The following is a 25,476-nucleotide window of genomic DNA, read 5'->3' as shown; positions in this document are numbered from 1 at the left end:
TTTGCGGCCCGCATGCCGGCTGTGCATCTGCGAGTTCGAATGTGCTGGCGCGCAACGAGAGTCGCAAAGAATCTTGATCCGGCGAGTTCGATGAGCTGTCATGCTGGGTCGGTGTCGACGATTGCGCTGTACTACCCCCGGATGCGTTTTCAAAGCGAGGACTGGCTCAAGCTGGCCATGCTGACCTGGGACCAGGTGGGGCGGATACGGCCTCGACTGGCCATGGACGCCGACTCCGACCTGGTGCGGGAGCTGGCGGCGGAATCGGATTTCCTGTTCGATCTGGAGCCGAGTGAGCGGGAACTGGACACGGTGGGCCGGGTGTTCGGTGAGATCGTCGAGCTGGGCGGTGCGAGCCTGCGCGAGCGCTTCTCGGTGGCGAGCGCCCCGCAAGCGCCCCCGCAACCGCACTCGGCGGGCCTGCGCGCCAGATATCCCGGGCTGACGTGGGTCTACGCGGGCGGCGCGGGCCGCAAGATGACGCATCACCTGCTGCTCTCGCTGGTCGACGCGGAATTGGCGATCGTCCAGGAGCAGGACGGTGCCACCCACGTCGGACTGCATCCGGCCTTCGCGCGCATCTATCTGACCGCCCTCGCGGACGCGGTGACCGAGAACGCCCTGCTCTCGCCGGTCACCGACGAACTGGATGTGCACAGCGCCGTCGGCACCCTGGACCGGCTCTATGAATTGCTGCTGGTGAAGGGCACGACCCGCCCCGCCATCGGCGATGTCGATCACGCCTACATCCACATCGCGGTCGAAGCGGTATTGCGGCCGGTGAATATCGCCGAGGTGCCCGTCCGCCGACTGATCGACTTCCGCGAACGCCATGCCGCCGAACTGGCGGCCTTCCGAAAACACGTGGGCTCGCTCGCGGAAGAACTGGCGCGCATCGGCGCGATCGAGAATCCGGTGGCCGCACACGCGCATCTGCACAGCGTCTACCGCACCACCACCAAACCGCAGCTCGATGAACTACGCCGCGCCCTACACGGATTCGGGCTCGAATCCGGTACCGGCATGCTCGGTCTCAAGGTAGATCTCACGGGCGCGTCCGGCACCGTGGTCGGCGGCTTCGCCGCAGCGGCCGGACAACCGGTGGTGGCCGCGGCCGGACTGACCCTCACCATCGCCCCGTACGTGGCGGGCCGCCTCAAGGCCAGGCGCACACTGCGCGAACAATCCTCGGTGGCCTACCTACTCGCCGTGGATCGCGATCTCGCGAGCAGATCCCTCTTCAAGCGCTGCTGAATCCCGCACACTGAAACCATGACCCGGGGGATTACGGCAGGACGGTTCCGGCGGATCTTCGAACCCGAGCGCGCGGGCGGGCACTGGTACATCAACGACCACACCGTGATCCGGGATACGGCCGGGCTGTGGCATCTGTTCGGAATCACCCATCGCGAACCCGCCAACCCTTTCGATGAAACGGTTTTCGCGCACGCCACCGCCAAGCGCCTGAGTGGCCCATGGGCACAGCGGATTCCGGCGCTGGCCGTCGATCGCGATCGCGGTGAGACCCATTTGTGGGCACCGTTCGTGGTACGCCACGACGATCGCTACTTCATGTTCTACGACGGCGGCGGCCCGGATCGCACCGCCACGGCTATGCGCCTGGCGACCTCGACCGATCTGTTCGCGTGGACGCGCCACCCCGAACCGCTGTTCCGTGACGGCTATGACGCCCGCGACCCCATGGTGCTGCGCATCGGCGGCGAATGGGTGATGTACTACTGCGCCACCGCTTCTCCCGAGGGCGGCAATCACGTGGTGGCCTACCGCACCAGCACCGATCTGCTGCACTGGGGTGAGCGCCGCATCGCCTACACCGATCCGGCCTCCGGCACCGAGGCGGGGAACACCGAATCACCCTTCGTACTGCGCGACGGCGATGACTGGTACCTGTTCATCGGCCCGCGCCCGGACTACACCGGCACCGAGATCTTTCACGGTGACAGTCCTTTTCACTTCCGGCCCGCCGACCGAGTCGCGCACGTTCCCGCCCATGCCGCCGAGGTGGTGCACGACGGCGGACAGTACTGGATCACCCATGCGGGCTGGGGTCAGCGCGGAGTCTGGCTCGCGCCCTTGCGGTTCCCGCGCACAGTCGATCTTCCGGATTCGGGCGTATGAGTCCCGGGGAACTGGGATTCTGAAGGGGAGTCGAGTGTCCACCCAGTGTGGGGAGGCAAGGCAATGGCCAGGATCGGCGTTATCAGCATTTCCGATGGTCGTGACTATGTGCACGGGGGCATCGTCGGATTCATTCGTACGACCGAAGATCGGCTGGTAGCCGAACTCACCGCGGCCGGTCACACGGTGGTGCGGGGGCGCGAACCGGTGGGCGGCAATCGGCAGGCGGTCGCGGTGGCCCGGCAGGTGCAGGCGGCCGGGGTCGATCTCACCGTGCTGCACTACGCGGTCTGGGCGTTCCCGCATTTCACCATGCTCGCGGCCGGACAGCTCACGAGTCCGCTGCTGCTGCTGTCGAATATCGATCCGGTGCAACCGGGCATGGTCGGCATGCTGGCCGCCGGCGGCGCACTGGATCAGATCGGGCGGGCGCACACTCGACTGTGGGGTGATCCGGGCGATGCCGAACTCATCGCCGCGATCGGTATGCGCGCCGCGGCCGCCGCCGCGGTGGAAAGCCTGCGCGGCACCACCTTCGGGCGCATCGGCGGGCGGCCCATGGGTATGAACACCGCCGTCGCCAATACCGATCAGTGGCAACGGATTTTCGGCGTCGACGTGGAGGAGATCGATCAGTGGGAGATCGTGCGCCGCGCCGATCTCGCCGACGCCGGTGAGGCCAAGGGTGCGCGAGAATGGTTGGAGCGCACTACCGCCGGGGTGCACTACGACGGGGTCAAACTCACCCCGGAACTGCTGGAGCGGCAGATTCGCTCGTACCTGGGCATGCGCGATCTGATCGCCGAGTGGAATCTGGACTTCTCCGGAATCAAGGGGCAGCCCGAGCTCACCCAGTACTTCGCCACCATGGATGTCACCGAGGCGTTCCTGAACGATCCGTACGACTGGAACGGGCCGAAACAGACCCATGTCTGCGCCACCGAGGCCGATATGGACGGTGCGCTCACCATGCAGCTGCTCAAGCAGATCAGCGGCACCCCGGTGCTTTTCGCCGATGTGCGGCACTATCACGCCGATCGCGATATCTGGGATCTGTGCAATTCCGGACAGCACGCCACCTGGTTCGCGGCCCGCAGCGCCGATCCGGCGGAGAACCTCGCGCGCGTGCACCTGTACCCGGAGGTGTTCTTCTTCCCGGCGGGCGGTGCGTCGGTGCATCATCTGGCCGCGCCCGGGCAGATGACCCTGGCCCGCCTCACCCGCAAGGACGGGCGGTACCGAATGCAGTTGATGCTCGGCGATTTCGAGACCTACGACGAGGCCACCAATGAGGAGCTGATGAAACAGTCCACCCGGGAATGGCCGCACGCCTTCGCCCGGTTGGACACGCCCGCCGGGGATTTCCTGTCCCGCTTCGGGGCCAATCACATTCACGCGGTGCCGGGCGATCATCGGGGGACGGTGCGGGCGGTGTGCGAGCTGCTCGACATCACCCTCGACGAATTCAGCAGGGCGGGCTGACCCATGCTGCTCGGCATCGATATCGGGACCTCGGGATCCAAGGGCGTGCTCGTCGACCATGACGGCATGGTGACGTTGCGAGCCGAACGGCCGCACGGTGTTTCGACGCCCCGGCCCGGCTGGGTGGAACATGACGCGGAGACGGTGTGGTGGGCGGATTTCCTGGCCATCGCGCGCGAGCTGGTGGCGGCGTCCGGCGGGGCGCGGATCGACGGTATCGCGGTGAGCGGTATCGGGCCCTGCCTGCTGCCCGCCGACCGCGACGGGCGGCCGTTGCGCCCGGCCATCCTCTACGGCGTCGACACCCGCGCGGGCATCGAAATCGAGGAACTGACAGCGGAATTGGGTGCGGATACGGTGCTGGAGCGCTGCGGTTCACCACTCACCAGTCAGGCCGTGGGACCGAAACTGCGCTGGCTGGCCCGGCATGAGCCGCAGGTGTGGAAGCAGACCCGAATGCTGTTGATGGCCAGTTCATTCCTGGTGCATCGACTAACCGGGCGCTATGTGCTCGACCATCAATCGGCCAGTCAATGCGTGCCCATGTACGACCTGATGGCCCGCACCTGGGCCATCGACTGGGCCGATTCGGTCGCCCCGGGCCTGCCGCTGCCCGAATTGGCCTGGCCCACCGAGATAGTCGGCCGCGTGACCCCGGAAGCCGCCGCGGTGACCGGACTTCCGGCCGGTCTGCCGGTCACCACCGGCACCATCGACGCCTGGGCCGAAGCCGCGGGCGTCGGCGTTCGCGCGCCCGGCGACGTCATGATCATGTACGGCACCACGCTGTTCCTCACCCAGGTGCTCACCGAGCCCAGCCCGCATCCGGGCCTGTGGACCACCTGCGGAACCTGGCCCGGTACATACACATCCGCCGCGGGCATGGCGACTTCGGGCGCGGTGACCGACTGGTTCCGCACCCTGTCCGGCGGCGAATTCACCGATCTGGTCGATGAGGCGGCGAACGTTCCGCCCGGCAGCCGGGGTCTGCTGGTGCTGCCCTACTTCGCGGGCGAGCGCACCCCGCTCTTCGATCCCGATGCCCGCGGCATCATCGCGGGCTTGACCCTGACCCATGAGCGCGCCGATATCTACCGCGCGATCCTGGAGGGCATCGGCTACGGCGTCCGGCACAATCTCGAAGCCATGACCGTCGCGGGCGGTACGCCGACCTGTTTGGTCGCGGTCGGCGGCGGCACCAAGGGCGGGCTGTGGACCCGGATCATCTCCGATATCACCGGTCTCGCACAGCAACTCCCCGCCGACACCATCGGCGCGTCCCTCGGTGATGCCCTATTGGCGGCGGAGGCGGTCGGTTTGGATACCTCCGGCTGGAACCCGATCACCACCACCATCGAGCCGGATCCGGGCAATACGGCTCGATACGCGCCCTATTACCGCCACTACCGCAGCCTCTACGAATCCACCCGGGCCACCACGCATTTCCTCGCGGCGGAACAGCACCGCGCCGCCGGATGAATCGCTCGCGTCCGGCGTTGTGCCACAGGGAGATCCGGCGGGTTCGACGGGAATCAGGCGGTGTGCGAGAGGATCTCGGGTACGACGGCATCCCACGTGTGCGAGGGGAGGGTTTCGTGGCCGGTCCGCTCCAGCGGTACGAAGCGCGCGCCGGGAATCTCGGCTGCCAGGGCACGGCCGTGCTCGATCGGGAAGAGCGGATCCTCATCGCCGTGTAGCACCAGGGTGGGGATCGCGATGTGGCCGAGGCGATCTCGCCAGGGCCGCCCGGCATCGATGAGATACGGATTGGTGAGCTGGGCGGCGATATTCGCCGCGCGGTCCACCACGAGCTCGGCCTGTGCGCGCTGTGCGGTGGTGTCGAACGGCCGGGAGTGCGCCGCGAACGGGCGCATACCCTCGACCAGATAGTCGACCACCGCATCGCGGTCGGCCCAGTCCGGAGCCGGTTCCTCGGCGGCGAAATACTTCTCCAGCTCCGGCGAGATACCGGGCAGATCCGATTGGGTATGGCCCGGACCGCCCGGTGTACCGGAGGCGATGGTGAGGCTCGCGACGAGTTCGGGATGATCCAGCGTGAGCAGTTGCGCGACGGCCGAGCCCTGTGACATGCCGACCAGATGCGCCCGGCCGATCCCGAGTTCCCGGATGAGCGCGGCGGTATCGGCCACCAGATCGTCGAGCCCGTAACCGGGTTCGCCCACCGGGAAGGTGGTCGAGCGCCCGGCATCGCGGCTGTCCACCCGTACGACGTAGCGTCCGCCCGTCACCAGTCGCTCGACGAATACCGGTTCCCACGCCAGTAGCGATTCCCCCGCACCGTGCAGCAGCACGACGGCCGGATCGCCCGGATCCCCGGCGCTCGCCACGCACAGGTCGACGTCGTTCACCCGGATGATCCGTTCGAGAGAACCCATGACCACTCCTCGATCTCGTTGCAGGTATGGGGGACAGTAGCTTTCACCACCGACAGGTTCGAGCCTTCCGGCGTGCCGGCCCCGCTGCGCCGCCGCCCCGGTTCCGATAGTTCAATCGCCGGTTACCCGCCGGTTGCGCCCGCGCTCGGATCGGCAGACAGGGCGCTCCGGAAGTGGTACAACTTGCGCCGTGGCATGGACGTTGCGGCTCAATGAGCAAGAAGAGGCTGCGCTACATGCGCAAGCGGCACTGGAGGGTAGATCCAAGCAGGAGATCACCCGGGACGCACTGCGCACCTATCTGGAGCGCCAGCGCACCTGGGAGGAATTCCTCTCCGACGATCCGGTGGTGTTCGGATAGGCATCGGTGTGGATCCCGGCCGAAAGCGTGCCGGGATGACGGATGGTCACACCCCGATGCGGTTGGTGGCTCAGTTGTAATAGGCGTCTCGAATAGTTGCGTAGCGTGCTCTGATCGCCGCGCCGGTCGCCGGTGTGGCGGTGTGGAATTCGGTGGCCTGCGGAATCGGCCAGCGCGGCGGGAGCGGTCCGCCGCGCAGCGCCCAGGCGGCCTGGCGGGCCGCGCCGATGGCCACGTATTCGCCCGGATGCGGCACCGCGACGGTGCGGCCGAAAATGGTGGCCGCCGCGTGCGCGATGAGGCGCGAGCGGGCGGCCCCGCCGATGAGCAGAATGCGCCGCGGGGTGGTGGGCAGCCGATCGAAGGCATCGGCGATATTGCAGAGCATGCCCTCGATGGCGGCCCGCGCCAGATGATGCGGGCGCATGGTCGCCGGGCGCAGGCCGTGCAGGCTGCCGGTGGCGTCCGGCAGATTCGGCGTGCGCTCACCGGTGAGATAGGGGAGCAGGGTCAGTCCGTCCGCACCCGCCGGGGATTGCGCGGCAAGCACTTCCAGCCCGGAGATATCGGTGCCCAGCAGGGTCGCGGTGGCATCCAGGACGCGTGCGGCATTGAGCGTGCACACCAGCGGCAGGAACGCTCCGGTGGCGTCGGCGAAACCGTTCACGGCTCCGGTGGCATCGGCACTCGGCCGCATGGACCGGGTGAAGATGGTGCCGCTGGTTCCCAGTGACACCACCACATCACCGTCGGCGATGCCCAATCCCAGTGCGGCGGCGGCATTGTCACCGGTTCCGGCCGCGACCAGCCGCCCGCCCGGCGTATGCCCGGCCACCTCGGCCGGATCGAGCACCCGGGGCAGTCCGGGCGTGCGACCGCGTAAAGCCATGGCCAGCAGGTCGGTCCGATAGTGCCCGGTGGCGGGGGACCAGTACCCGGTCCCGGACGCCTCACCGCGATCGGTGGTCGGCTCCTCTTCGGGATGCCCGCCGCGCAACTGCCAGGTCAGATAGTCGTGCGGCAGCAGCACCCGCACGGTGCGATCCGCGAGTTCGGGTTCGTGATCGGCGAACCAGCGCAGTTTGGCCACGGTGTGCGCGGCCAGCGGCACACTGCCGACCGCATCGGCCCACGCCTGCGGCCCGCCCAGCTCCGATACCAACTGCGATGCCGCCTCGGCCGAGCGAGTGTCGTTCCACAGCAGCGCGTCCCGCACCGGCACGCCCGCCACGTCCACCGCGACCAGTCCGTGCTGCTGCCCCGCGACCGCGATCGCCTCCACATCCCGCATCATTCGATCGCAGGCCGAACGCAGCGCGTCCCACCACAGCGCGGGCGCTACTTCCGTTCCCTCCGGGAACGGTATCTGCCGCTGTCGCAACACCGTTCCGGTGTCGGCGTCGCACACCACAAGTTTGCAGGATTGCGTCGAAGAGTCCACTCCGGCAACGACCGTCATTGGCCCCTACCCGTCCCTATCGTGCCGCCCGTCCGGGATGCAGCTGGATTTTGCGGCCGGTGCCCGCGCGGAAAGTCCGCAGGGCATCACCGAATTCGTCGAGCGCGAAATCGTGGGTGATCATGGTTTCGGCGTCGATGACGCCTTCGCCGAGCAGATCCACGGCTCGCCCGAAACTGTGCAGGACCGCCATCGAACCGACAATGGTGATCTCGTCGTTGTACACGCGGAACGGGGAGATGACCGCGCGCGCGTCGGCCGCCGCCACCCCGAATTGCTGATAGGTGCCGCCGCGCCGCACCCGCGATAGGCCGTCCTCGATCGCGGCAATCGTTCCGCTGCAATCGATGACGATCTCCCAGCCCTCCGGCCGATCCATATCGTCGGCGGAGACGGCGGCCGCGTCCGCGCCGAGCGTGCGCGCGACCGCGAGCCGATCGGCATTGGTATCGGCCATCGATACCGACGCCGCCCCGGCCGCGATCGCCAATTGCAGCATGAGCAGACCCATGGTGCCCGCACCGTAGATCAGATAGTGCGAGCCGAGTTGCCGTGGCAGCACATCGAATCCGTGCACCGCGCAGGAGAGCGGTTCCACCAGTGCGCCGTGCGCCGCGGACAGATGCCCGGGCAGCCGATAACAGTTGGCGGTGGGCACTTTCACGTACTCGGCCATCGCGCCGTCGACGGTATCGCCGATGGCGCCCCAGTTCTCGCAGAGATTGCCGCGCCCGATCGCGCAGTAATGACAGCGTCCGCAGAACAGGGAGGGATCGACGGCCACCCGATCACCCACGCGCACTCCGGCGGCGCCGGACCCGAGAGCCACGATCTCCCCGGCGAATTCGTGTCCCGGGATGATCGGATAGGGCGTCGGCGGGAATTCCCCCTCGACGATATGGATATCCGTACCACAAATCCCGACCGCATCGACTCGGACCACCGCTTCCCCCGCCCCCGGCGTGGGATCCGGCACAGTTTCGACCGAGAACTTCGCGGGCTTCTCGACCACTAACGCGCGCATACAAATACCATGCACCCGATCACCGCCCGGTCGGCGCGTTTTACCCAATAGCAATCACATCGTCGATCTCATTTCGTCCTGATTGCGGGCGGAATTAGGGGGATCGGGGGATCAACGAACCGATTGGTACCACAGTGCGGTGGTCGAAACATGGGCGTGTTCGAGCGGAAGATAGTGCCCGTCCTCGCGCCAGCCCAGCGCCTGCACGGTGGCGCGCAGACCGTGTTCGAAACAGATCGGATCGGGAATGTGCCAGCGGTACATGCCGAATCGCTGCTGCGGCTCGTAGATGCGATCGCGCGGCTGCACCTGCACCAGACCCAGATACGGTGTCGAGTACGGCAGTTGCGCGCCGTTGAGATCGAAATTCCAAGCGCCGCCGAAATAATCCTCGGTACCGGTGCCGCAGATGGTCGGGAATTCTTCGTCGTCATCGAGATAGAACTTGAGCTCGCCCTCACCCCACCAGCCGGGCACGCGCGGTTCGATCGCCAAATAGGTGCCCACATAGCGGCCCGCCGCGCCCGCGACTTCCACGAGCGGATGCACCGCGGGGGAACCGAGCGGATCACTACAGCGCCAGCGCGCGTGCAGATATCCGGCGCTATCGGGTACGTCTTCTTCCAGATAGGTGATCTGGTAGTACACCGGCACGGTGCGTTCCGCGCCATTGTGCAGTGTGATGAGCGCGTGCGCGCCGAACGGCATGGGCCAGTAGCTGTTCAGGCCGCCCGCCGGGGCCACCACGATCATCTGCGAATTGACCAGTGCCAGTTGCTCCCAGCCGTTGCAGAAGAAATCGCCCAGCGGCACCGCGATCGCGGCCTCGGGTGAGCCGTCCCAGTACACCTGAAGGGTGAAGTCCCGCAGCAGGGTGCGATCGGTGGTGAGCCAGATATGCCGGATCACACCGGGTCCGGTGATATCGGCGAGGGTGACGGTTTGTCCGGGTTCGATATCGACCGAGGGCGAGACCTTCCAGCCGCGGCCCAGTCCGGCGGCCGCGTACGCCCCGGTTCCGGAGATGGCACGCCCGCCCGCACCGGGCTCGCCGGTGGGGTTCTCCGCGCTGATCGAGCGGGTGCGCCGCCCGTCGAGCTGCCAGATCTCCTGCACCGTGCGAATTTTCGCACGTACCGGGGGCGCGTGTCCCGGACATGCGGTCTTCGGAGTGTCCCCGTCACACGCGAATGCCGGCGCCATCCCACACGTGGCGCCGGCATTCGGTGGTTCGGCGACTAGCTACCGAAGGACCCGGTGGAGATGCCACCCTTCTCGATCAGCTTGTCCTGCAGCAGCTTCACGGTCTGGGCATCGACGCCCAGGCCCTTGGCGATGAAATCGTTCATCGAACCGTAGGAGGCCACGGCCTGGGTCAGCGCCGCGTCCAGGTAGTCCTGCTGCACACCCAGCACGGGCTCGAACAGGGTGCGGTCCTTGACCAGGCCCTGGGCGACCAGTGCGTCCAGGGTGGCCTTGTTGCTGCCCGCCAGGCGATCGTTGGACAGCAGGAAATTGCTGTTGATCTGCGCCTGCGGGGTGCCCAGGATATTCATCAGGAACGCGGTCATCAGACCGGTGCGGTCCTTACCGGCGGTGCAGTGGTACAGCACGCCGCCGGAGGTGGTGGCGATCTCCTTCAGCGCCTGTCCGAACTGACCGCGCGAGGTGGCGTCGGTGATCATCCACTTGTAGTAGTCACGCATGTACTGCGCGCCCTTGCCATCGCCGAGCGCGGCCTGCTGCGCGTCCGGACCGCCCTGGACGAGCTTGCCGAAGAACACGTAGAAATCGTTGGCCGGATCGTAGACGGGCAGCTTCAGGCTGGTGATCCCGGCGGGCAGCGGCTTATCCGGGTTGGCGCCGCTCTCGGTCGGGCTGCGGAAGTCGATCACCTTGGTGATGCCCGCGGCGGTCAGGGTCGACAGATCGGCGTCGGTGAGCCGGTTCAGCGCGTCGGCGCGGAACACCAGGCCCGCCTTGATCTTGCCGTTCTGTGCGGTCACGCCGCCGATGTCACGGGCATTGGGTGCGGCCTGGAGTTTGAAGTCCACACCGATCGGGGCCTGATGCGCGATCGCGATCGGGGCCGCCGTCGCGGGGGTCATCGCGATCGGGAAGACGGTGATCAGCGCGGCGGCCACACCTGTCAGGGTGCCGCGTACTGCGCGCGAAATCGTCACTATCGATTTTTCCTTTCCATCACGAGCCGGATAGTGGGTATCCGGCCCGGGTTCATGGGCCCGCTCGTGGCTTGCCCGGAGCCTGCTCGCCCGGATGCCGGGCCAGAGCAGGTTCATAGGCATCGTCGACGGGATCGTGTACGGCCGATGAGATCCCGGCGAACTGCTCGGTGGCCGGGCATCGGGTCCCGGTGAGCGGGAATCGAATTGCGACGGCGCGGTTATTCGGCGTCGGTGAGCAGGGTGATGGTGCCCGCGGCACCGTCGACCCGCACCCGCTGTCCGTCCTTCAGGCTGGTGCTGGCGGTCTTGGTGTCGACCACGCAGGGCACGCCGAATTCGCGGGCCACGATCGCGGCATGCGATGCGGCGCCGCCGATATCGGTGACCACCGCGCCCGCGTAGCCGAACATGGCGGTGTGGCCGGTATCGGTGACGGCGGCGACCAGGATGTCGCCGGGCTCGATATCGTCGTCCAGCGACAGCACCTTCTTGACCACGCCCTCCACCACGCCGGGGCTCACACCGAGACCGGTGAGGGTCTCACCGACCGGCAGTGCGCCGGAGATCTCCTCGGGCTCCCAGACGCTATTGATCACATCGGGCATGCGCAGGCCCTGGAATTTGATCCGCTCCGCGCGGCGGCGAGCCACCCGCTCCTTCAGATCAGCGGGGGCCCAAAGGATTTCATCGAGGGTGAGGAAGGCCGAATCCTCGATCTCGGTGAGCTTGCCCGCCTTGATCAGGCGCGCCGCGCGCTCCTGGGTGACCAGGCGCAGGCAATTGGTAACGCGCACAACGGCATCGCGGGCGCGCTCGCGGTAGACGGTCGCGCCGACCGCCATCTTCGCGGTGCGGCTCGTCGGGTCGGCGACCGGTTCCCGGTGCGGCGCGGGCATTTCCGCGGCGCGACCGGCGGCGGTCACCAGCAGTTCGGGGCGATCACCGAAGGTGGCGTTGATGAGTTCGCACTCACCCGGGCCGCGATGGCCGATGCGGGCCAGCTCCTGATCCAGGGCCTTGGCGAATTCCGGCGACTTCTCCCGGGCCGCGCCGACATCACCGCTCTTGGCGATGTTCTGGAGTCCGGAATCCTTGCGGCACAGGGCCGCCAGGCGTTCCACGGCCAACATGGTCTTGGCCGACTCGAGGCGCTCCAGATTGATCTTCACCTCGCCCTTGTGCGCGGCGGTGGCGGCCCCGGTCATCATGACGCCGATGGAGGCGGCCTGCCACGCCTGGTTCAGGCGGTCCCGCCACAGCAGCGCGCGGGCGTGCAGCTGCTCATCGGTGAGCTCGGAAATACGGTCGCGGTCAAGGGCTTCCGCGTGCGAGGCGGCGTTGATCAGCTCCGCGGTCTTGCGGAAACTCAGCGCGGTCGCGCCGACGCGGCCCAGCGCCTTGAAGGTGCCCAGGCGAGCCGCGAATCCGCTCGCCATGGCCGGGCGGCCCTTGGGGTGCAGTTCCACATCGCCGATGGCGCCGTACACATCGCGGCGCACGCTCTCCTCATCCCAGCCCGGCATATTCTCCGCGGAGAACACGCCGATGGAGGCGTTGATGTACATATTGTGGCCCATGACGCCGGTCACCCGGGACACCCAATGTTCCAGTGCCACACCCTCGATGGCGATCATATGGCCCATCGCCTCATTGCCCAGGCGAATCGCGCCCGCCTGCAGATCGATGGTGAGCGGGGTGAGCGGCCCGGGCAGCGCCTCGGAGGTATTGGTGGCGGTGAAGACCGGGATGCGGTCGTCCATCAGATCATCGAACTCGCCCTGAAGTCCTTCGGGGGCAGAGGTTTTCAGCTGGTAGCCGTCCGAGGTGGGCGCGTTCTGCGGCACCACGTGCGCGGGCAGCGGAATCGCGCCGCGCCGGTTCCGGATACCGGAGCCGGAGGCTTTGCGCCCGTGCAGACCGCGCACCACATCGGCGACCGTCTCGCGGGCGGTCCAGCCGTACCGGAAACCCCACTCCTCACGGGCGGCGACGGTATCGACCGGGGTGCGGTTCGCGGCCGAACGGGGCAGCCACGCGGAGTATTTGACGGCTTCGTCGGCGAGCGCCTTGCGCACGTCGTCGCCGGAGACCTCGCCGGGAGCGGCCAGGCCGACGGTGCCGGTGCGCTGGGACAGCGCGGCCAGCACCAGGAAGCGCTCCAGATCGTCATAGTGCAGCACCTGCAGCGCGGCATTGCCGCGCGCACCGGCCAGGTTCTCCAGCGCGCGCCAGCTGCCGCCGTCGATGCGGCGACCGGTGACCAGGGCGGTACGCACGATCACCGCGTCCACGCCGCTACCGGCCACGATCCGCGCGACCGACGAATCCGAGCCCGCCGCAACGGGAATCACCAGACGCGCACCGGTGGCCTGCGCGGCCGCGACGATTCCGGCGACCGCGCGGCCCGCCAGATGCACCACGGCATCCGCACCGGCGGCGGCGCGGGCGCACACCTGCGCATCGGCCAGATCGCCGACGATCACCTCGACGCGCGGGTCCACGTAGCGGTTGCGCTGCCGGTCCAGGCCGACGACCTCGTGCCCGGCGGCCAGCAGCATGCGCGCCACAGACCGTCCGCTGGGCTCGGTGACTCCGGTGACCAGAATCCGCATTGACTCTCCTCCAACTCGTGCGGCGACCCCAACCACAGTGACGCCGTTCACACACCATCCCCAGTGCGCTGCCCCGGGACCGGTCACAGTCCCGGTCAACGGGATAGCCGAGTCGGTGAGCAAGATGGGGCGCTATGTCCGACCGGTCCGAGCGGGCACCGTGCAGGCATGACAGCGCGCAATTCGGTCACGCCCCGGGCGGCCGGCGAGGTGAGCAACTACGACATCGAGACCGATGTACTGGTCATCGGCTACGGCGCGGCCGGTGCGAGCGCCGCGTTCGAAGCGGCGCGCACCGGTGCGCGGGTGCTCATCCTGGACCGCTCCGGCGGTGCGGGCGGGGCCTCGGCCATGTCGGGCGGTGAGATCTACCTCGGCGGCGGCACCCCGATCCAGGTGGCCTGCGGTTTCGACGACACCCCGGAGGCGATGGCGGCCTTCCTGAAAGCCGCCATGGGCGCGGGCGCGGACACGGCGAAGATCGACGAGTACAGCGCGGGCAGCGTCGAGCATTTCCACTGGCTGGTGGATCGCGGCGTGCCCTTCAAGCCGACCATGTGGGACGCGCCCACCTGGGTGCCGCCGACCGATGACGGGCTCATGTGGCTGGGTGAGAACAGTTGGCCCTTCACCGAACTGGCCGCACCCGCCCCGCGCGGGCACCGGCCCACCGCCGCGAACTTCGGCGGAAAACTGCTGATGGAATGTCTGTCCGGCGCGGCCGAATCCGCCGGTGCCACGGCGCTTTTCGACACCCAGGCCACCGCGCTGATTGTCGGCGACGACGGCGTGGTCGCGGGTGTGGTCGCCCGGCAGTACGGGAAGGAGATCACCATCCGCGCCCATCGCGGTGTCGTCCTGACCACCGGTGGTTTCGTCGATAACGACGCCATGCTCACCGCGCACGCCCCGGAACTGCTGGGCCACACCAAGGTCAGCGCGGGCACCGATGACGGCAGCGGTATCCGCATGGCCCAGGCGCTCGGCGCGGCCGTGCGGCATATGTCCTCCGGCCAGGTCGGTATGTCCCTGATCCCGGGGCTCGCGGCGCGCGGCATGGTCGTCAACGCGCGCGGTCAGCGCTTCATCAATGAGGACACCTATCCGGGCCGCATCGGCCAGGCCGCGCTCTACCGCAACAATATGGGCGGCGCGTGGGCGGGCGGCGATTCGGCGGTCTGGGTGATCGTCGACGAACAGGGCTTCGAGGACGTCCCCGAACCCCAGCGCTGGGGCGTACAGCCCACCCATGTCGCCGAAACTCCCGCCGAGCTCGAACAACTCACCGGCCTGCCCACCGGATCGCTGACGGCCACCATTGCCCGCTACAACGAATCCGCTTCGGCTGGAACGGATCTCGATCTGCACAAGGCGTCACGCTGGCTGCGGCCGCTCACCCCGCCACTGGCCGCGATCGATGTGAAGGCAGGTATCCGCCCGCCCGCCGAAGCGGGTGACCGGCGCGGCACCGGGGCCTCGGTCTTCACCCTCGGCGGCCTGCACACCGACCTCGACGGCCACGTCCTGGACCTGAACGGCGACCGCATCCCCGGACTGTTCGCGGCGGGCCGGGCCGCCAACGGCCTGCACGGCTTCGGGTACATCTCCGGCACCTCCCTGGGCGACGGCACCTTCTTCGGCCGCCGCGCCGGAACCGCCGCCGCCCGCACCGAATAACTCGCGGGCAGGCTGCCGTGCGATCGCGGACCAGGGGTGTTGATCGCCCGCGCCCGGGTATCGCGGATGTGTGAGCTTCGATCTGACACCGACGGCCGCGCAGCACGATCTGGCCAAGCGGACACACGTATTCGCGGAGGATGTCGTGCGGCCGGTGGCGGCGCGGTACGACCGGGAGCAGGAATTCCCCTGGGAGGTCCTGCAGGAGGCGGCGGAGCGGGGGTTCTACAGTCCGCTGTTCTATCGCGATCTGATCGGCGATCCCACCGGACTGTCGCTGCCGATGTTCATGGAGGAGCTGTGCTGGGGCTGTGCGGGCATCGGATTGGCGATTGTGATGCCCGCGCTCGCTCTCTCCGCCATCGGCCGGGCCGCCACCCCCGAGCAGATGTTGCGGTGGGCACCCGAATGTTTCGGCACACCCGGGGATTTGAAGCTCGCGGCACTGGCGATCTCCGAACCGGAGGGCGGCAGTGATGTGCGCAATCTGCGCACCAGAGCCGTTCGCGACGGCGACGACTGGATCATCGACGACCCTCGGCGGATGGGGGTACATCACCGACCATCCGGTCGAGAAGTGGTATCGAGATGCCAAGCTGTACACCATCTTCGAGGGCACCAGCGAGATTCAGCGCATGGTGATCTCGCATGCGCTGGGTGCGGCCGAGGGCAGGCCGCCGCTACACGTCGACCTGGAACCGTCGGGCGGACCGCTGAACCGTGTGTTCGGCCGCGGTACCCCGGTGCGCACCAGGGCCGCCGCGGCCGCGCTGAATATGCGCGACCGCGTTCCGGAGCCGGTCAAGCAGGCCGCTCTGAGGATCTTGCGCCCGCCGCGCTGATCACCTGATGACGACCAGCGAGGTCGGTGACGGATCCGGGACGGCGGGCTCGGGCGTGACCTCCATGACGGCTTCGGCGACGGCGAGCCGCACATTCAGTCGCGGTGGATTACGCAGACCCGAATCACCTTGCAGCAGTAGGCGAACCGCCGCCCACGGCATATTCACATCGGCGAACGCGGTCTGGAACAGTCCCGCCGACGGTCGTGGATTGGCCTCCAGCAGAACGGGTTCGCCCTTGTGGAACCGCAATTGCACATTGGTCAGATAGGCCAGTTCGAAATGTTCGACCAGTCTGCGCGCGATGGCGACCGCCTCCGGATCCTCCAGCAGCATGCGGAACCGCCCCTGTTTGGAACGCGGAATGCCAACCAGCAGTTCACCTCCCGGCGCGGACAGGCAGTCGATGCTGATCTCCGGCCCGTCCAGGAACGGCATGACGAGCAATTCCGGGACGCGCTCGCCCGTATCGGCGGCGCGTCGCATGGCATCGGCGACCGCCGCGACCGAGGCCGTCGGCATGGGCGGGGCCAGCAGATCCGCCATGCTCAACGGCCGATCCTGCAGAATGCGGAAGCCGAAGGCCGAATACTCGCCGCTGGGCTTGACGCAGAGCGACTCATCGGTGAGCGAGAGCTCCTCGACGGCCGCGAGTAAGCCCTCCGCATCGTCCACCGCCCGCCACGGCGGCACGGGAATGCCTGCCGCACCGGCGGATTCGTAGGTGGAGACCTTATTGGTCAGCACCTGCACCGCCGCCAGCGGCGAACACATAAGGCTGGTGCCGATCGCGGCGAAGTCCGCACTGCGGCCCGCGAGCGCGGTGAGCCGGCGCGGCGGGATGAGCACATCGATTCCGTGTTCGCGGCAGAAATCCAGCGCGAACTCGGCGTACTCGTCATCCCCGACATGCCGCGGTTCGACGACCGGCACATCGCAGACCGAGAGCGCGACCGCTCCCGGATCCACGTTTCCGGCGTAAATGGTGACATCGACCCCATCGGGGTTTCCTCGTAGCAAACGCATTACCTGGGCGCTGACAGCCCCGGCACTGCTCAGCCAAATCCGAAGCGTTATAGCAACGCTCCTCTCTACTTCTACTGCGGCCGAGCGGTGCGAACCTTGGCGCGATCGGGTGGTGCGCGGATCGTAGCCCGGTTCGGTGACGATCGGATTTCGACGAGAAAGACCCCCGGTTTCCCTGCCGCTCAACATCTGCCAAATGCCTGCGGGCGAAAACCAACCTCTGCGCGAGCACGCTACTACGAACGGTGCTGGTCCGCCTTCCGATCCGGCCCGGGCGGCCGTATCGAAATCGATTCGGTATCAACACATTTGGATCGAGGTCCGATCGCCCTCACGGAGCCGGTCCGAGGACCCGGCGTGTCGCGTAGCCGGAGAATTGCCGGGGGCGGGAAGACTCGGGGTATGACTACCGAGCCACGGCAGGGCGAATCGGTGCCCACGCGGATCTGGGGCTGGCTGCGAGCGGCCGAACACGCGGTCCGGCCGAACTATGCCGGGGTGGTGGTGGCCGCCATCTTCTTCGCATGGTCGGTATCGCCCTCGCTGCTGCCGCGTGAGTGGATCTTCCAGGGGCTGGTGAGCGGGATCAGCGCGGTCATCGGCTACGGGGTGGGATGCGTACTGGATTGGGCGTTCCGCAAATGGGTGTGGCCGCGGCTGCCCGCCGCGTGGCGCGAGCGGGCGGGACGCTGGCAGCCCTCGGACCGGGCACGGCAGATCATCAAACTCGTCATCGTGGTGGGCGCGGCCGTCGGGGCGGCGGCGGTGCTGGCGCGCTCGGCCCGCTGGCAGCGCGACCTCGAGGTGCTGATGGGTATGGCTCCGACCAACACCTCGAGCTATCTGCGCACCGAACTCGTGGCGGCGGCGACGGTGGCGCTGGTGATCGGTGCGTATCGCGCGGTGCGATGGCTGTTCCGGCTGCTGATCCGGGTGCTCAATATCGATTGGCGGATTCCGCGCGGTATCGCGGTGCCGGGCGCGGTGGTGGTGATCGTGGTGCTCTCGGTGCTGCTGTTCCAGGGCGTGTTGGCGAAAGCCTTTTTCTCCGTGGCGAATTCGGCGTTCAGCGTGCGCAACAGCAATACCTCGCCGTCGGCGGTGCAACCGCAGTTGCCGGAGCGGTCGGGGAGTCCGCAATCACTCGCGCCGTGGAATACCCTCGGCTCGGAGGGCCGCTGGTTCGTGTCCTATGCTCCGACCGCGCAGCGCATCGCCGAGGTGACGGGAAAGCCTGCGCGCGAACCGATTCGGGTGTACGCCGGGCTGGAATCGGCGAAGACCGAAGAGGACATCGCGAACCTGGTGGTCAAGGAACTCGATCGCACCAATGCCTGGGATCGTCAGGCATTGGTGGTGGTGACGACCACCGGCACCGGCTGGGTGGATTCCACCACCGCCGCCTCCATCGAATACATGTACGGCGGGGACAGCGCGATCGCCGCGACGCAGTACTCGTATCTGCCGAGCGTGCTGTCATTCCTGTCGGATAAGGAGAAGGCCGCCAATGCCGGTCGGCTGGTTGTGCATGCGGTGCATGAGCGCTGGGCGCAACTGCCGCCGGACCATCGGCCCAAACTGCTGATCTACGGCGAGAGTCTGGGCTCGCAGGGTTCCGAGGCCGCGTTCACCGGACTAGATGACATTCGCACCCTGGTCGACGGCGTGCTCTGGGTCGGACCGCCGAATTCGAATCGGCTGTGGACGCAGATCACCGAACGCCGTGATCCCGGCACCCCCGAAATCCTGCCCATCTACGCGGATGGCCTGGTGGTCCGCTTCGGCGCGACCGCCGCTGACCTCGAACGCCCGGACCGGCAATGGCTCTCGCCCCGCGTGGTCTACCTCCAGCACGCCTCGGACCCCATCGTCTGGTGGTCACCGGATCTGCTCTTCACGCAGCCCGATTGGCTGAAGGAACCCCGCGGTTCGGACGTCTCCAAATCCATCCGCTGGTGGCCCGTCGTCACCTTCTGGCAGATCAGCGCCGACCTGGCCCACGCCCAGAAGGTCCCGTCGGGCCACGGCCACCGCTACGGCACCACCGTCCTGGACGGCTGGGCCGTGGTAACCCAACCCGCCGACTGGACCCCCGACCGCGTGGAGCGCATCCGCCAAGCCCTCGACGAAGACATCACCTGGGAGTACGCCCACAAATAATGCGAAGCGGTGTGGCATTTACCTGCCGCCGATTCCGTTGACCGGGACTTTTCGACTCGGCATAGTGTCGCGCGCCATAGCGTCGGGTGCAGGAACCACTGCACGAGGAGGAAACACCCGCATGACTAACAAGGTGCTCGATCGGGTTCGCGATCTGCTGCCCGCTATCCGGGAACGCGCGGTGCAGGCCGAAGAGCAGCGGCGGGTGCCCGACGCCAGCATTGCCGAACTCACCGAGGCCGGGGTGTTCCGCATGTTGCAGCCCAAGCGTTTCGGCGGCGACGAGTCCTCCCCGGTGGACTTCTATCAGGTGGTGCGCGCGGTCGCGACCGCCTGCCCGTCCACCGCGTGGGTGACCTCGGTGCTCGGCGCACACCCGTGGCAGCTGGCCCTGTTCGACGATCGCGCCCAGCAGGATGTCTGGGGCGTGGATCCCGATGTGCGGGTGTCGTCCTCCTACGCGCCGACCGGCAAGCTCACCGCCGTCGAGGGCGGGTTCGAGATGTCCGGCCGCTGGAGCTTCTCCTCGGGCTGCGATCACGCGCAGTGGGTGTTCCTGGGCGCGCTGCTGCCCACCGAGAAGGGCATGGACTACTTCACGGTGCTGGTGCCGCGCACCGACTATGTCATCGACGATGTGTGGCAGGTGTCCGGCCTGTCCGGCACCGGCTCCAATGACATCGTCATCGAGAAGGCGTTCGTCCCGGCCTACCGCCTGTACTCCGCCACTGATCAGGCGAACCTGATCGGGCCCGGCCAGGAGGTGAATACCGCTCCGCTGTACAAGATCTCGTTCGGCAGCGTGTTCTCCAACACCATCACCGCACCCATCATCGGCGCGGCCGAGGGCGCGTACGAGGCGCATATCGAGCGTCAGCGTGAGCGCGTGCGGCTGTCCTACGGCGGCCAGAAGGTCTCCGACGATCCGTTCGCGCATGTGCGAATCGCCCGCGCCGCCAGCGAGATCGACGCCGCCATTCTCCAGATGGAGCGCAACACCACCGAACAGCTGCGCTATGCCGAAGCGGGCGAGGAGATTCCGTTCGAGGTGCGCCTGCGCGCCCGCCGCGATCAGGTGCGCGGCACCGAACGCGCCCTGGAGGCAATCGATCTGCTGTTCAAGAACTCCGGCGGCCACTCCATCAAGAAGCCGAATCCGATCGAGCGGCACTGGCGCGACGCGCACGCGGGCAGCGTGCACGCCATCAATGACGTGGAGCGCGCGCTGGCCATGTTCGGTAAGGGAGCGATGGGCCTCGAGGTCACGGATCGGATGCTGTAAATGACTCTGACCGTTGAGAATACCGAGCGCTGGGTCACCGTCGACGGCCACGAACTGCGGTATCACGAGGCGGGCTCCGGCGCGCCCCTGGTACTGCTGCACGGCTCCGGCGCGGGCGTCTCGGGCTGGGCCAATTTCGGCGACAATCTGCCGATCCTGGCCGAACACTTCCGCTGCCTGATCCTGGATCAGCCCGGCTTCGGCGCGAGCGGCCGCCCGGAAGTGTACGAGCGCAACTACCTTCGCATCGCCGCCGACGCGGTGATCGGACTGCTCGATGAGCTCGGTATCGAAAAGGCGCATCTGCTCGGCAATTCCATGGGCGGCGGCGTCGCGGCCATGATCGCGCTGGATCATCCGGGCCGAGTGGATCGCGTGGTGCTCATGGCCCCCGGCGGCGTCGGGGTCAATGTGCTCGGACCCGAACCGTCCGAAGGCATTCGGCGGTTGATGGAGTTCAACGCCAACCCCACCGATGAGCGCGCCATGGGCTTCCTGCGCGCCATGGTCTTCAACGAGGCCACGCTCACCGAGGAACTGATCGCCACCCGGCTGCGGGCGGCGGCCGATCCGAAGGGCCAGGCCGCCCTGCGCGATGCCTACGCCACCTTCTACAACCCGAAAATGGCTGAGCCGCTGCCATTGTGGGCGCGACTGAAGTCCCTCCAGCACGAGGTGCTCATGCTGTGGGGCCGCGATGACCGCGTCACCCCCGTCGAGGGTTCGCTCTTCCCCGCCCGCCAGCTCCCCAATGCCGATCTGCGCATCTTCTCGCGCTGCGGTCACTGGGTGCAGGTGGAGCGCAAGGACGCCTTCGAACGCGCCGTGATCGATTTCCTGAACCACGGCCTGTAGTCACCCGCCATCGATTCTCGCGCCCGTCCCGATTCCGGGGCGGGCGCGAAGTCGTTCGCGAAAACCCGGTATCGCGCCGCCGGGACCGCCGGTAACGTCCCCTCATGACCTGGATCGCCCCGGATGTCGAACGCACCACCCAACTGCTCGTCGGTGATGAGCGCGCCGTACTGCAATCGCTGCTCGATCGCGGCCGCACCATTCTGCTGTGGAAATGCCAGGGCCTCAATGGAACCCAGCTCTCCGCGCGCAGCGTCGAACCCTCCACGCTATCCCTGCTCGGCCTGCTCCGGCACCTGACCGAATGCGAGCGCGGCTGGTTCCGCATTCGCGCCGCCGGTGAACAGCTCGACTACCTCTACAGCTCCGAGGCCAATCGGGACGGCGATTTCGACGATACCGATCCCGATGCCGCCGAAGCCGACTACAACCGCTTCCTGGAGGAGATCGACCTGTGCGACAAAGCGGTCGCCGCCCTGCCGCTCGATTACACCGTGCCGCATCCCCGCACCGGCCTGGACATGTCCCTGCGCTGGATCTACCTGCATCTCATCGAGGAATACGGCCGTCACGACGGTCACGCGGACTTTCTGCGCGAACGCATCGACGGCGTGACCGGGTACTGATCGCGATTTCACCGGCCGTGTCCGAAACTGGAGGACAGCTTCGACGTCCCCTGTGAATCGCGCCTTCCCGGTGCGATCAGCCGGAAAGGAACAGTCATGAAGTACATGATCTTGGCCTACGCCTCACAGCGGGACTACGACGGAATGGCGGGCGGAACCGCCGAGACGCCGGCGTGGACGTCCGAGGAATTGGCGGCGATGACCGAATTCATGTCGGCGGCCAATCAGGAGCTGGCCGACTCCGGCGAACTGATCGAGACTCGCGGTCTCGCCGCACCGGTGCACACCCGGCGGGTGAGCAACGGTGACGGAGCTCCCTTCGTCACCGACGGTCCCTACGCCGAAACGCAGGAGGTGCTGGCCGGATACTGGATCGTGGAGTGCGAAAGCTTGGACCGCGCAACGGAAATCGCGGTCCAGCTGGGTAAGTGCCCGGCTCCCGGACCTCTCGCCGGTCGCGGCTACGCCGATGTCCGCCCGATCGTGGACGGCGCGACCGAACTGGTCTTCTGAATGACCTTCGTCCCCGATTCGGACCTGCGGCGGCTCACGCCGCAGGTCCTGGGCGCACTGGTACGCCGTTACGGCCATTTCGACACCGCCGAGGACGCGGTCCAGGAGGCGCTGCTGGCGGCGGCGACCAGATGGCCGAGCGAGGGCGTACCCGATGATCCGCGCGGTTGGCTCATCGCGGTCGGCGCGCGCAAGCTCACCGATCTGCTGCGCGCGGAACAGGCGCGCCGCCGCCGCGAGGACCGGGTCGCCCGCTGGGAACCGCCGCCGCGGGTCACCGATGGCACCCCGGCCGATGACACCCTGATCCTGCTGTACCTGTGCTGCCACCCCGCACTACCGCCCGTTTCCCAGGTGGCGTTGACGCTCCGCGCGGTGGGCGGCTTGACCACCACCGAGATCGCCCGGGCGTTCCTGGTGCAGGAGTCGGCCATGACCCGCCGCATCACCCGCGCCAAGGCGACCATCAAACAGAGCGGACTGCCGTTCGCCGCCCCGGCCGCCGCCGAGCGCCCGGACCGGCTCACCTCGGTCCTGCACGTGCTGTACCTGATCTTCACCGAGGGGTATGCCGCGACCACCGGCCCGGCGCTGCATCGCGTGGAGCTGTCGGCCGAGGCGATTCGCCTGGCGCGCATGGTTTTCCAACTGCTCCCGGAGGATGGAGAAGTGGCCGGGCTGCTCGCCCTGATGCTGCTCACCGATGCCCGTCGCGACGCTCGCACCGCGTCCGACGGCACCCCGGTCCCGATGGCGGAGCAGGACCGAACCCGTTGGGACGCAGCCGCTATCGCCGAAGGCATCGCACTGATCACCGCGGCTCTCCCGCGCGGTCCGGTGGGTCCCTATCAACTCCAGGCCGCCATCGCGGCCCTGCACGATGAGGCTCCCACCTACGATGCCACGGATTGGCCGCAGATCACCCTGCTGTACGAACAACTGCTGGCTCGCACCGACAACCCGGTCATCGCCCTGAATCACGCTGTCGCCGTGGCGATGTCCCGTGGACCGCGACAGGGATTGGACCTGCTCGACAAGCTTCGCTCCGACCCGCGCTTGGCGCAGGACCATCGCCTGCACGCCGCCCGCGCTCACCTGTTGAACCTGCTCGGCGATCCCGAGGCAGCACGTGCGGCGTTCGGCAGGGCCGCGACGCTGACGACCAACCTGCCGCTACAGCGCTATCTGCGCGCACAGGCTACCGCGTGAACCATTGACCGAGGCATCGTGTCTCACTACTGTGAGTGGGACATCACGTCTCATGTGGAGCACATGCCGACTGGTAGGGAGCCCGGTTATGGCCGCCGATGTCGATTCCGCGATCCGTCCCTCGAGAATGCACCCACCGAAGTGGACCCCGGCCTTCATTCGATGGCACGGCACCCCGATCACCTGGCGGCAGTCCACCCGCCTGGCGCTGGGAATCCTGCCGCGGGTGCGCGATCACACCGTGCTCGACTACGTGGCGAGCCTGCCCGGTGCGGACGATGTCATGGTGGCGCGGGTGCCGTTCAAGAGATTCGTGGTGATCCGCAGTCCGGAACTGGCACGGCAGATTCTGGTGACCAATCAGAACAACTACGCCAAGAGTCCCGAGTACGACATGCTGGCCGTCGCCTTCGGTCGCGGCCTCGTCACCGATATGAACGATGAACTGTGGCAGCGCAATCGGCGACTGGTGGGTCCGATCTTCGGTAAGCGCAATGTGGACGGCTTCGCACCGGTGATGGTGGCGGCCGCCCGGGACGCCGTTGCGCGTATTCGCGGTCTCACCGAGCAGACCGAGACCGTGGATGTGAATGCCGAAATGAACCGGCTCACACTGGATGTCACCGCCCGCACCATGTTCGGCACCGATATCACCGGGCCCATGTCGGAGGTGGTGCTGGCGCGGCTGCTCCGATTCTTCGGCCGCGGCTTCATGACCAATGCCAGTCATCCACTGCACAATTTCGCGGTCTGGCTGCACCGGCGCACCGGCCGGGACGGCGATGCCGCCAACTCGCGCTGGTCGATTCAGGTCATGCGCGCCGCCGGTTGGATGATCGAACCGCGTGCCATGCGCGATCTGCGCCATGCCGAGAACGTGGTGGACGGCTTGATCGCCGCGCATCGCGAGGGTCGCATCGACCGCAAGGACAATCTGCTCGCGCTGCTCATGGACGCCGCCGATCCCGAAACCGGTTACCGCTACAGCGATCAGGAGATCCACGATGAGCTGATGACCTTCATCGGAGCCGGAATGGAAACCACCGCAACGGCTTTGACCTGGGTCTGGCAGCTGCTCGCGGAGAATCCGCGGGCGCGCGAACGGCTTTACGCCGAGGTCGACTCGGTGCTCGGCGATCGTCCCGCCACCGCCGCCGATCTGGAACGACTGCCGTGGACCCAGGCGGTCATCGCCGAGACCATGCGAATGCTGCCGCCGGTCATCGGCCTCGCCCGCACGGCGAAGGAGCGGGACACCCTCGCCGGATATTCGATCGAGCCCGGTACGACGGTCGCCATCGTCATTCACGGTGTGCACCACCACGAACGGGTGTGGGACCGGCCCGATGACTTCGATCCCGGCCGCTATCTGCCGGAAAACCTGGAGCGCGAACAAAAACGCGCCTCGATTCCCTTCGGCGCGGGTAAACGCATGTGCGTCGCATCGGGTTTCGCGAGTATGGAGGCGACCCTGGTGGTCGCGACCTTCGCCCAGCACCTGCGATTCGAGGCGGTCTCGCCCGAGCGGGTCCGCCGTCAGATCTCCTTCACCGGCGGTCCCGACGGTCCGCTGACCATGCGCCCGCGGTTCCGCGCGGAACCGGAATCCGCGAGCCGCGCCGTATAG

At 67.4% G+C, this 25,476-nt stretch carries 21 protein-coding genes and 1 pseudogene; 15 read left to right on the top strand and 7 right to left on the bottom strand.

The annotated features are described in order from the left end of the window. Positions 1-111 precede the first annotated feature (111 nt). From ACFC4D_RS41505 to ACFC4D_RS41490, 4 genes are all read left to right on the top strand, one after another. The gene (locus ACFC4D_RS41505; protein WP_376071799.1) at positions 112-1,254 is read left to right on the top strand and encodes a DUF6236 family protein; all 1,143 of its coding nucleotides are present in this window, start codon (positions 112-114) and stop codon (positions 1,252-1,254) included. An 18-nt stretch (positions 1,255-1,272) separates the two neighbouring features. Beyond that, on the top strand, positions 1,273-2,139 hold the full coding sequence (locus tag ACFC4D_RS41500; RefSeq protein ID WP_376071796.1) for a glycosyl hydrolase family 32: 867 nt from the start codon (positions 1,273-1,275) through the stop codon (positions 2,137-2,139). 63 nt (positions 2,140-2,202) lie between these two features. Continuing rightward, positions 2,203-3,621, top strand: coding sequence for an L-fucose/L-arabinose isomerase family protein (locus ACFC4D_RS41495; RefSeq protein ID WP_376071793.1), 1,419 nt, complete (start codon positions 2,203-2,205; stop codon positions 3,619-3,621). A gap of 3 nt (positions 3,622-3,624) precedes the next feature. After that, complete coding sequence (locus ACFC4D_RS41490) at positions 3,625-5,100, top strand: FGGY-family carbohydrate kinase (RefSeq protein WP_376071790.1); 1,476 nt, start codon at positions 3,625-3,627, stop codon at positions 5,098-5,100. Between the two features lie 53 nt (positions 5,101-5,153). Here ACFC4D_RS41490 and ACFC4D_RS41485 read toward each other — a convergent pair whose 3' ends face one another. Next, complete coding sequence (locus tag ACFC4D_RS41485) at positions 5,154-6,017, bottom strand: alpha/beta fold hydrolase (RefSeq protein ID WP_376071788.1); 864 nt, start codon at positions 6,015-6,017, stop codon at positions 5,154-5,156. 190 nt (positions 6,018-6,207) lie between these two features. Here ACFC4D_RS41485 and ACFC4D_RS41480 point away from each other — a divergent pair, with 190 nt between their 5' ends. After that, a complete protein-coding gene (locus tag ACFC4D_RS41480; RefSeq protein ID WP_364629662.1) occupies positions 6,208-6,378 on the top strand; it encodes a CopG family transcriptional regulator in 171 nt (56 codons plus the stop codon). Positions 6,379-6,448: 70 nt separating this feature from the next. On the opposite strand, the gene ACFC4D_RS41475 is transcribed toward ACFC4D_RS41480, so the two are convergent. The 5 genes from ACFC4D_RS41475 to ACFC4D_RS41455 form a co-directional block, all read right to left on the bottom strand. Beyond that, positions 6,449-7,837: a xylulokinase gene (locus ACFC4D_RS41475; protein WP_376071785.1), complete on the bottom strand. Its 1,389-nt coding sequence runs from the start codon at positions 7,835-7,837 to the stop codon at positions 6,449-6,451. 16 nt (positions 7,838-7,853) lie between these two features. Beyond that, positions 7,854-8,861: a zinc-dependent alcohol dehydrogenase family protein gene (locus ACFC4D_RS41470; protein ID WP_375955194.1), complete on the bottom strand. Its 1,008-nt coding sequence runs from the start codon at positions 8,859-8,861 to the stop codon at positions 7,854-7,856. Positions 8,862-8,972: 111 nt separating this feature from the next. Beyond that, positions 8,973-9,977 (bottom strand): glycoside hydrolase family 172 protein, encoded by a 1,005-nt coding sequence (locus tag ACFC4D_RS41465; RefSeq protein ID WP_376071782.1) that lies wholly within the window; start codon positions 9,975-9,977, stop codon positions 8,973-8,975. 122 nt (positions 9,978-10,099) lie between these two features. Then, a complete protein-coding gene (locus tag ACFC4D_RS41460) occupies positions 10,100-11,044 on the bottom strand; it encodes a tyrosine-protein phosphatase (RefSeq protein WP_376071779.1) in 945 nt (314 codons plus the stop codon). A gap of 221 nt (positions 11,045-11,265) precedes the next feature. Further along, a complete protein-coding gene (locus ACFC4D_RS41455) occupies positions 11,266-13,659 on the bottom strand; it encodes a PEP-utilizing enzyme (protein ID WP_376071777.1) in 2,394 nt (797 codons plus the stop codon). Between the two features lie 168 nt (positions 13,660-13,827). Between ACFC4D_RS41455 and ACFC4D_RS41450 the strand changes: the two genes are divergently transcribed. The 3 genes and pseudogenes from ACFC4D_RS41450 to ACFC4D_RS41440 all read left to right on the top strand — a co-directional run bounded on the left by ACFC4D_RS41450 (position 13,828) and on the right by ACFC4D_RS41440 (position 16,178). Then, the gene (locus ACFC4D_RS41450; protein ID WP_376071774.1) at positions 13,828-15,336 is read left to right on the top strand and encodes an FAD-dependent oxidoreductase; all 1,509 of its coding nucleotides are present in this window, start codon (positions 13,828-13,830) and stop codon (positions 15,334-15,336) included. 70 nt (positions 15,337-15,406) lie between these two features. Continuing rightward, positions 15,407-15,685 (top strand): annotated as a pseudogene (locus ACFC4D_RS41445) (acyl-CoA dehydrogenase family protein); the annotation flags it as partial. A 127-nt stretch (positions 15,686-15,812) separates the two neighbouring features. Then, a complete protein-coding gene (locus ACFC4D_RS41440) occupies positions 15,813-16,178 on the top strand; it encodes an acyl-CoA dehydrogenase family protein (RefSeq protein ID WP_376071771.1) in 366 nt (121 codons plus the stop codon). Here ACFC4D_RS41440 and ACFC4D_RS41435 read toward each other — a convergent pair whose 3' ends face one another. Further along, positions 16,179-17,204 (bottom strand): ATP-grasp domain-containing protein, encoded by a 1,026-nt coding sequence (locus ACFC4D_RS41435; RefSeq protein ID WP_375955184.1) that lies wholly within the window; start codon positions 17,202-17,204, stop codon positions 16,179-16,181. It lies immediately after the preceding gene. 402 nt (positions 17,205-17,606) lie between these two features. Between ACFC4D_RS41435 and ACFC4D_RS41430 the strand changes: the two genes are divergently transcribed. The 7 genes from ACFC4D_RS41430 to ACFC4D_RS41400 all read left to right on the top strand — a co-directional run bounded on the left by ACFC4D_RS41430 (position 17,607) and on the right by ACFC4D_RS41400 (position 25,476). Next, positions 17,607-19,364 carry an alpha/beta hydrolase gene (locus ACFC4D_RS41430; protein ID WP_376071768.1) on the top strand — a complete coding sequence of 586 codons (1,758 nt, stop codon included), beginning with the start codon at positions 17,607-17,609 and terminating at the stop codon, positions 19,362-19,364. A gap of 121 nt (positions 19,365-19,485) precedes the next feature. Beyond that, entirely contained in the window at positions 19,486-20,646 is a 1,161-nt protein-coding gene (gene hsaA / locus ACFC4D_RS41425) for a 3-hydroxy-9,10-secoandrosta-1,3,5(10)-triene-9,17-dione monooxygenase oxygenase subunit (RefSeq protein ID WP_376071765.1), read from the top strand. Further along, a complete protein-coding gene (locus tag ACFC4D_RS41420) occupies positions 20,647-21,501 on the top strand; it encodes an alpha/beta fold hydrolase (RefSeq protein ID WP_376071762.1) in 855 nt (284 codons plus the stop codon). It abuts the gene before it with no gap. A gap of 104 nt (positions 21,502-21,605) precedes the next feature. Further along, on the top strand, positions 21,606-22,127 hold the full coding sequence (locus tag ACFC4D_RS41415; protein ID WP_376071760.1) for a DUF664 domain-containing protein: 522 nt from the start codon (positions 21,606-21,608) through the stop codon (positions 22,125-22,127). 96 nt (positions 22,128-22,223) lie between these two features. Next, positions 22,224-22,640 carry a YciI family protein gene (locus ACFC4D_RS41410; RefSeq protein WP_376071757.1) on the top strand — a complete coding sequence of 139 codons (417 nt, stop codon included), beginning with the start codon at positions 22,224-22,226 and terminating at the stop codon, positions 22,638-22,640. Next, on the top strand, positions 22,641-23,849 hold the full coding sequence (locus ACFC4D_RS41405; RefSeq protein ID WP_376071754.1) for an RNA polymerase sigma factor: 1,209 nt from the start codon (positions 22,641-22,643) through the stop codon (positions 23,847-23,849). 88 nt (positions 23,850-23,937) lie between these two features. Next, complete coding sequence (locus ACFC4D_RS41400) at positions 23,938-25,476, top strand: cytochrome P450 (RefSeq protein ID WP_376071751.1); 1,539 nt, start codon at positions 23,938-23,940, stop codon at positions 25,474-25,476.

This window comes from Nocardia sp. NPDC056000 (genome assembly GCF_042269265.1).
Lineage (GTDB): Bacteria > Actinomycetota > Actinomycetes > Mycobacteriales > Mycobacteriaceae > Nocardia.
Note: the sequence above shows the minus strand (reverse complement) of the source record. Positions and strands in the feature narration are given on the sequence as shown.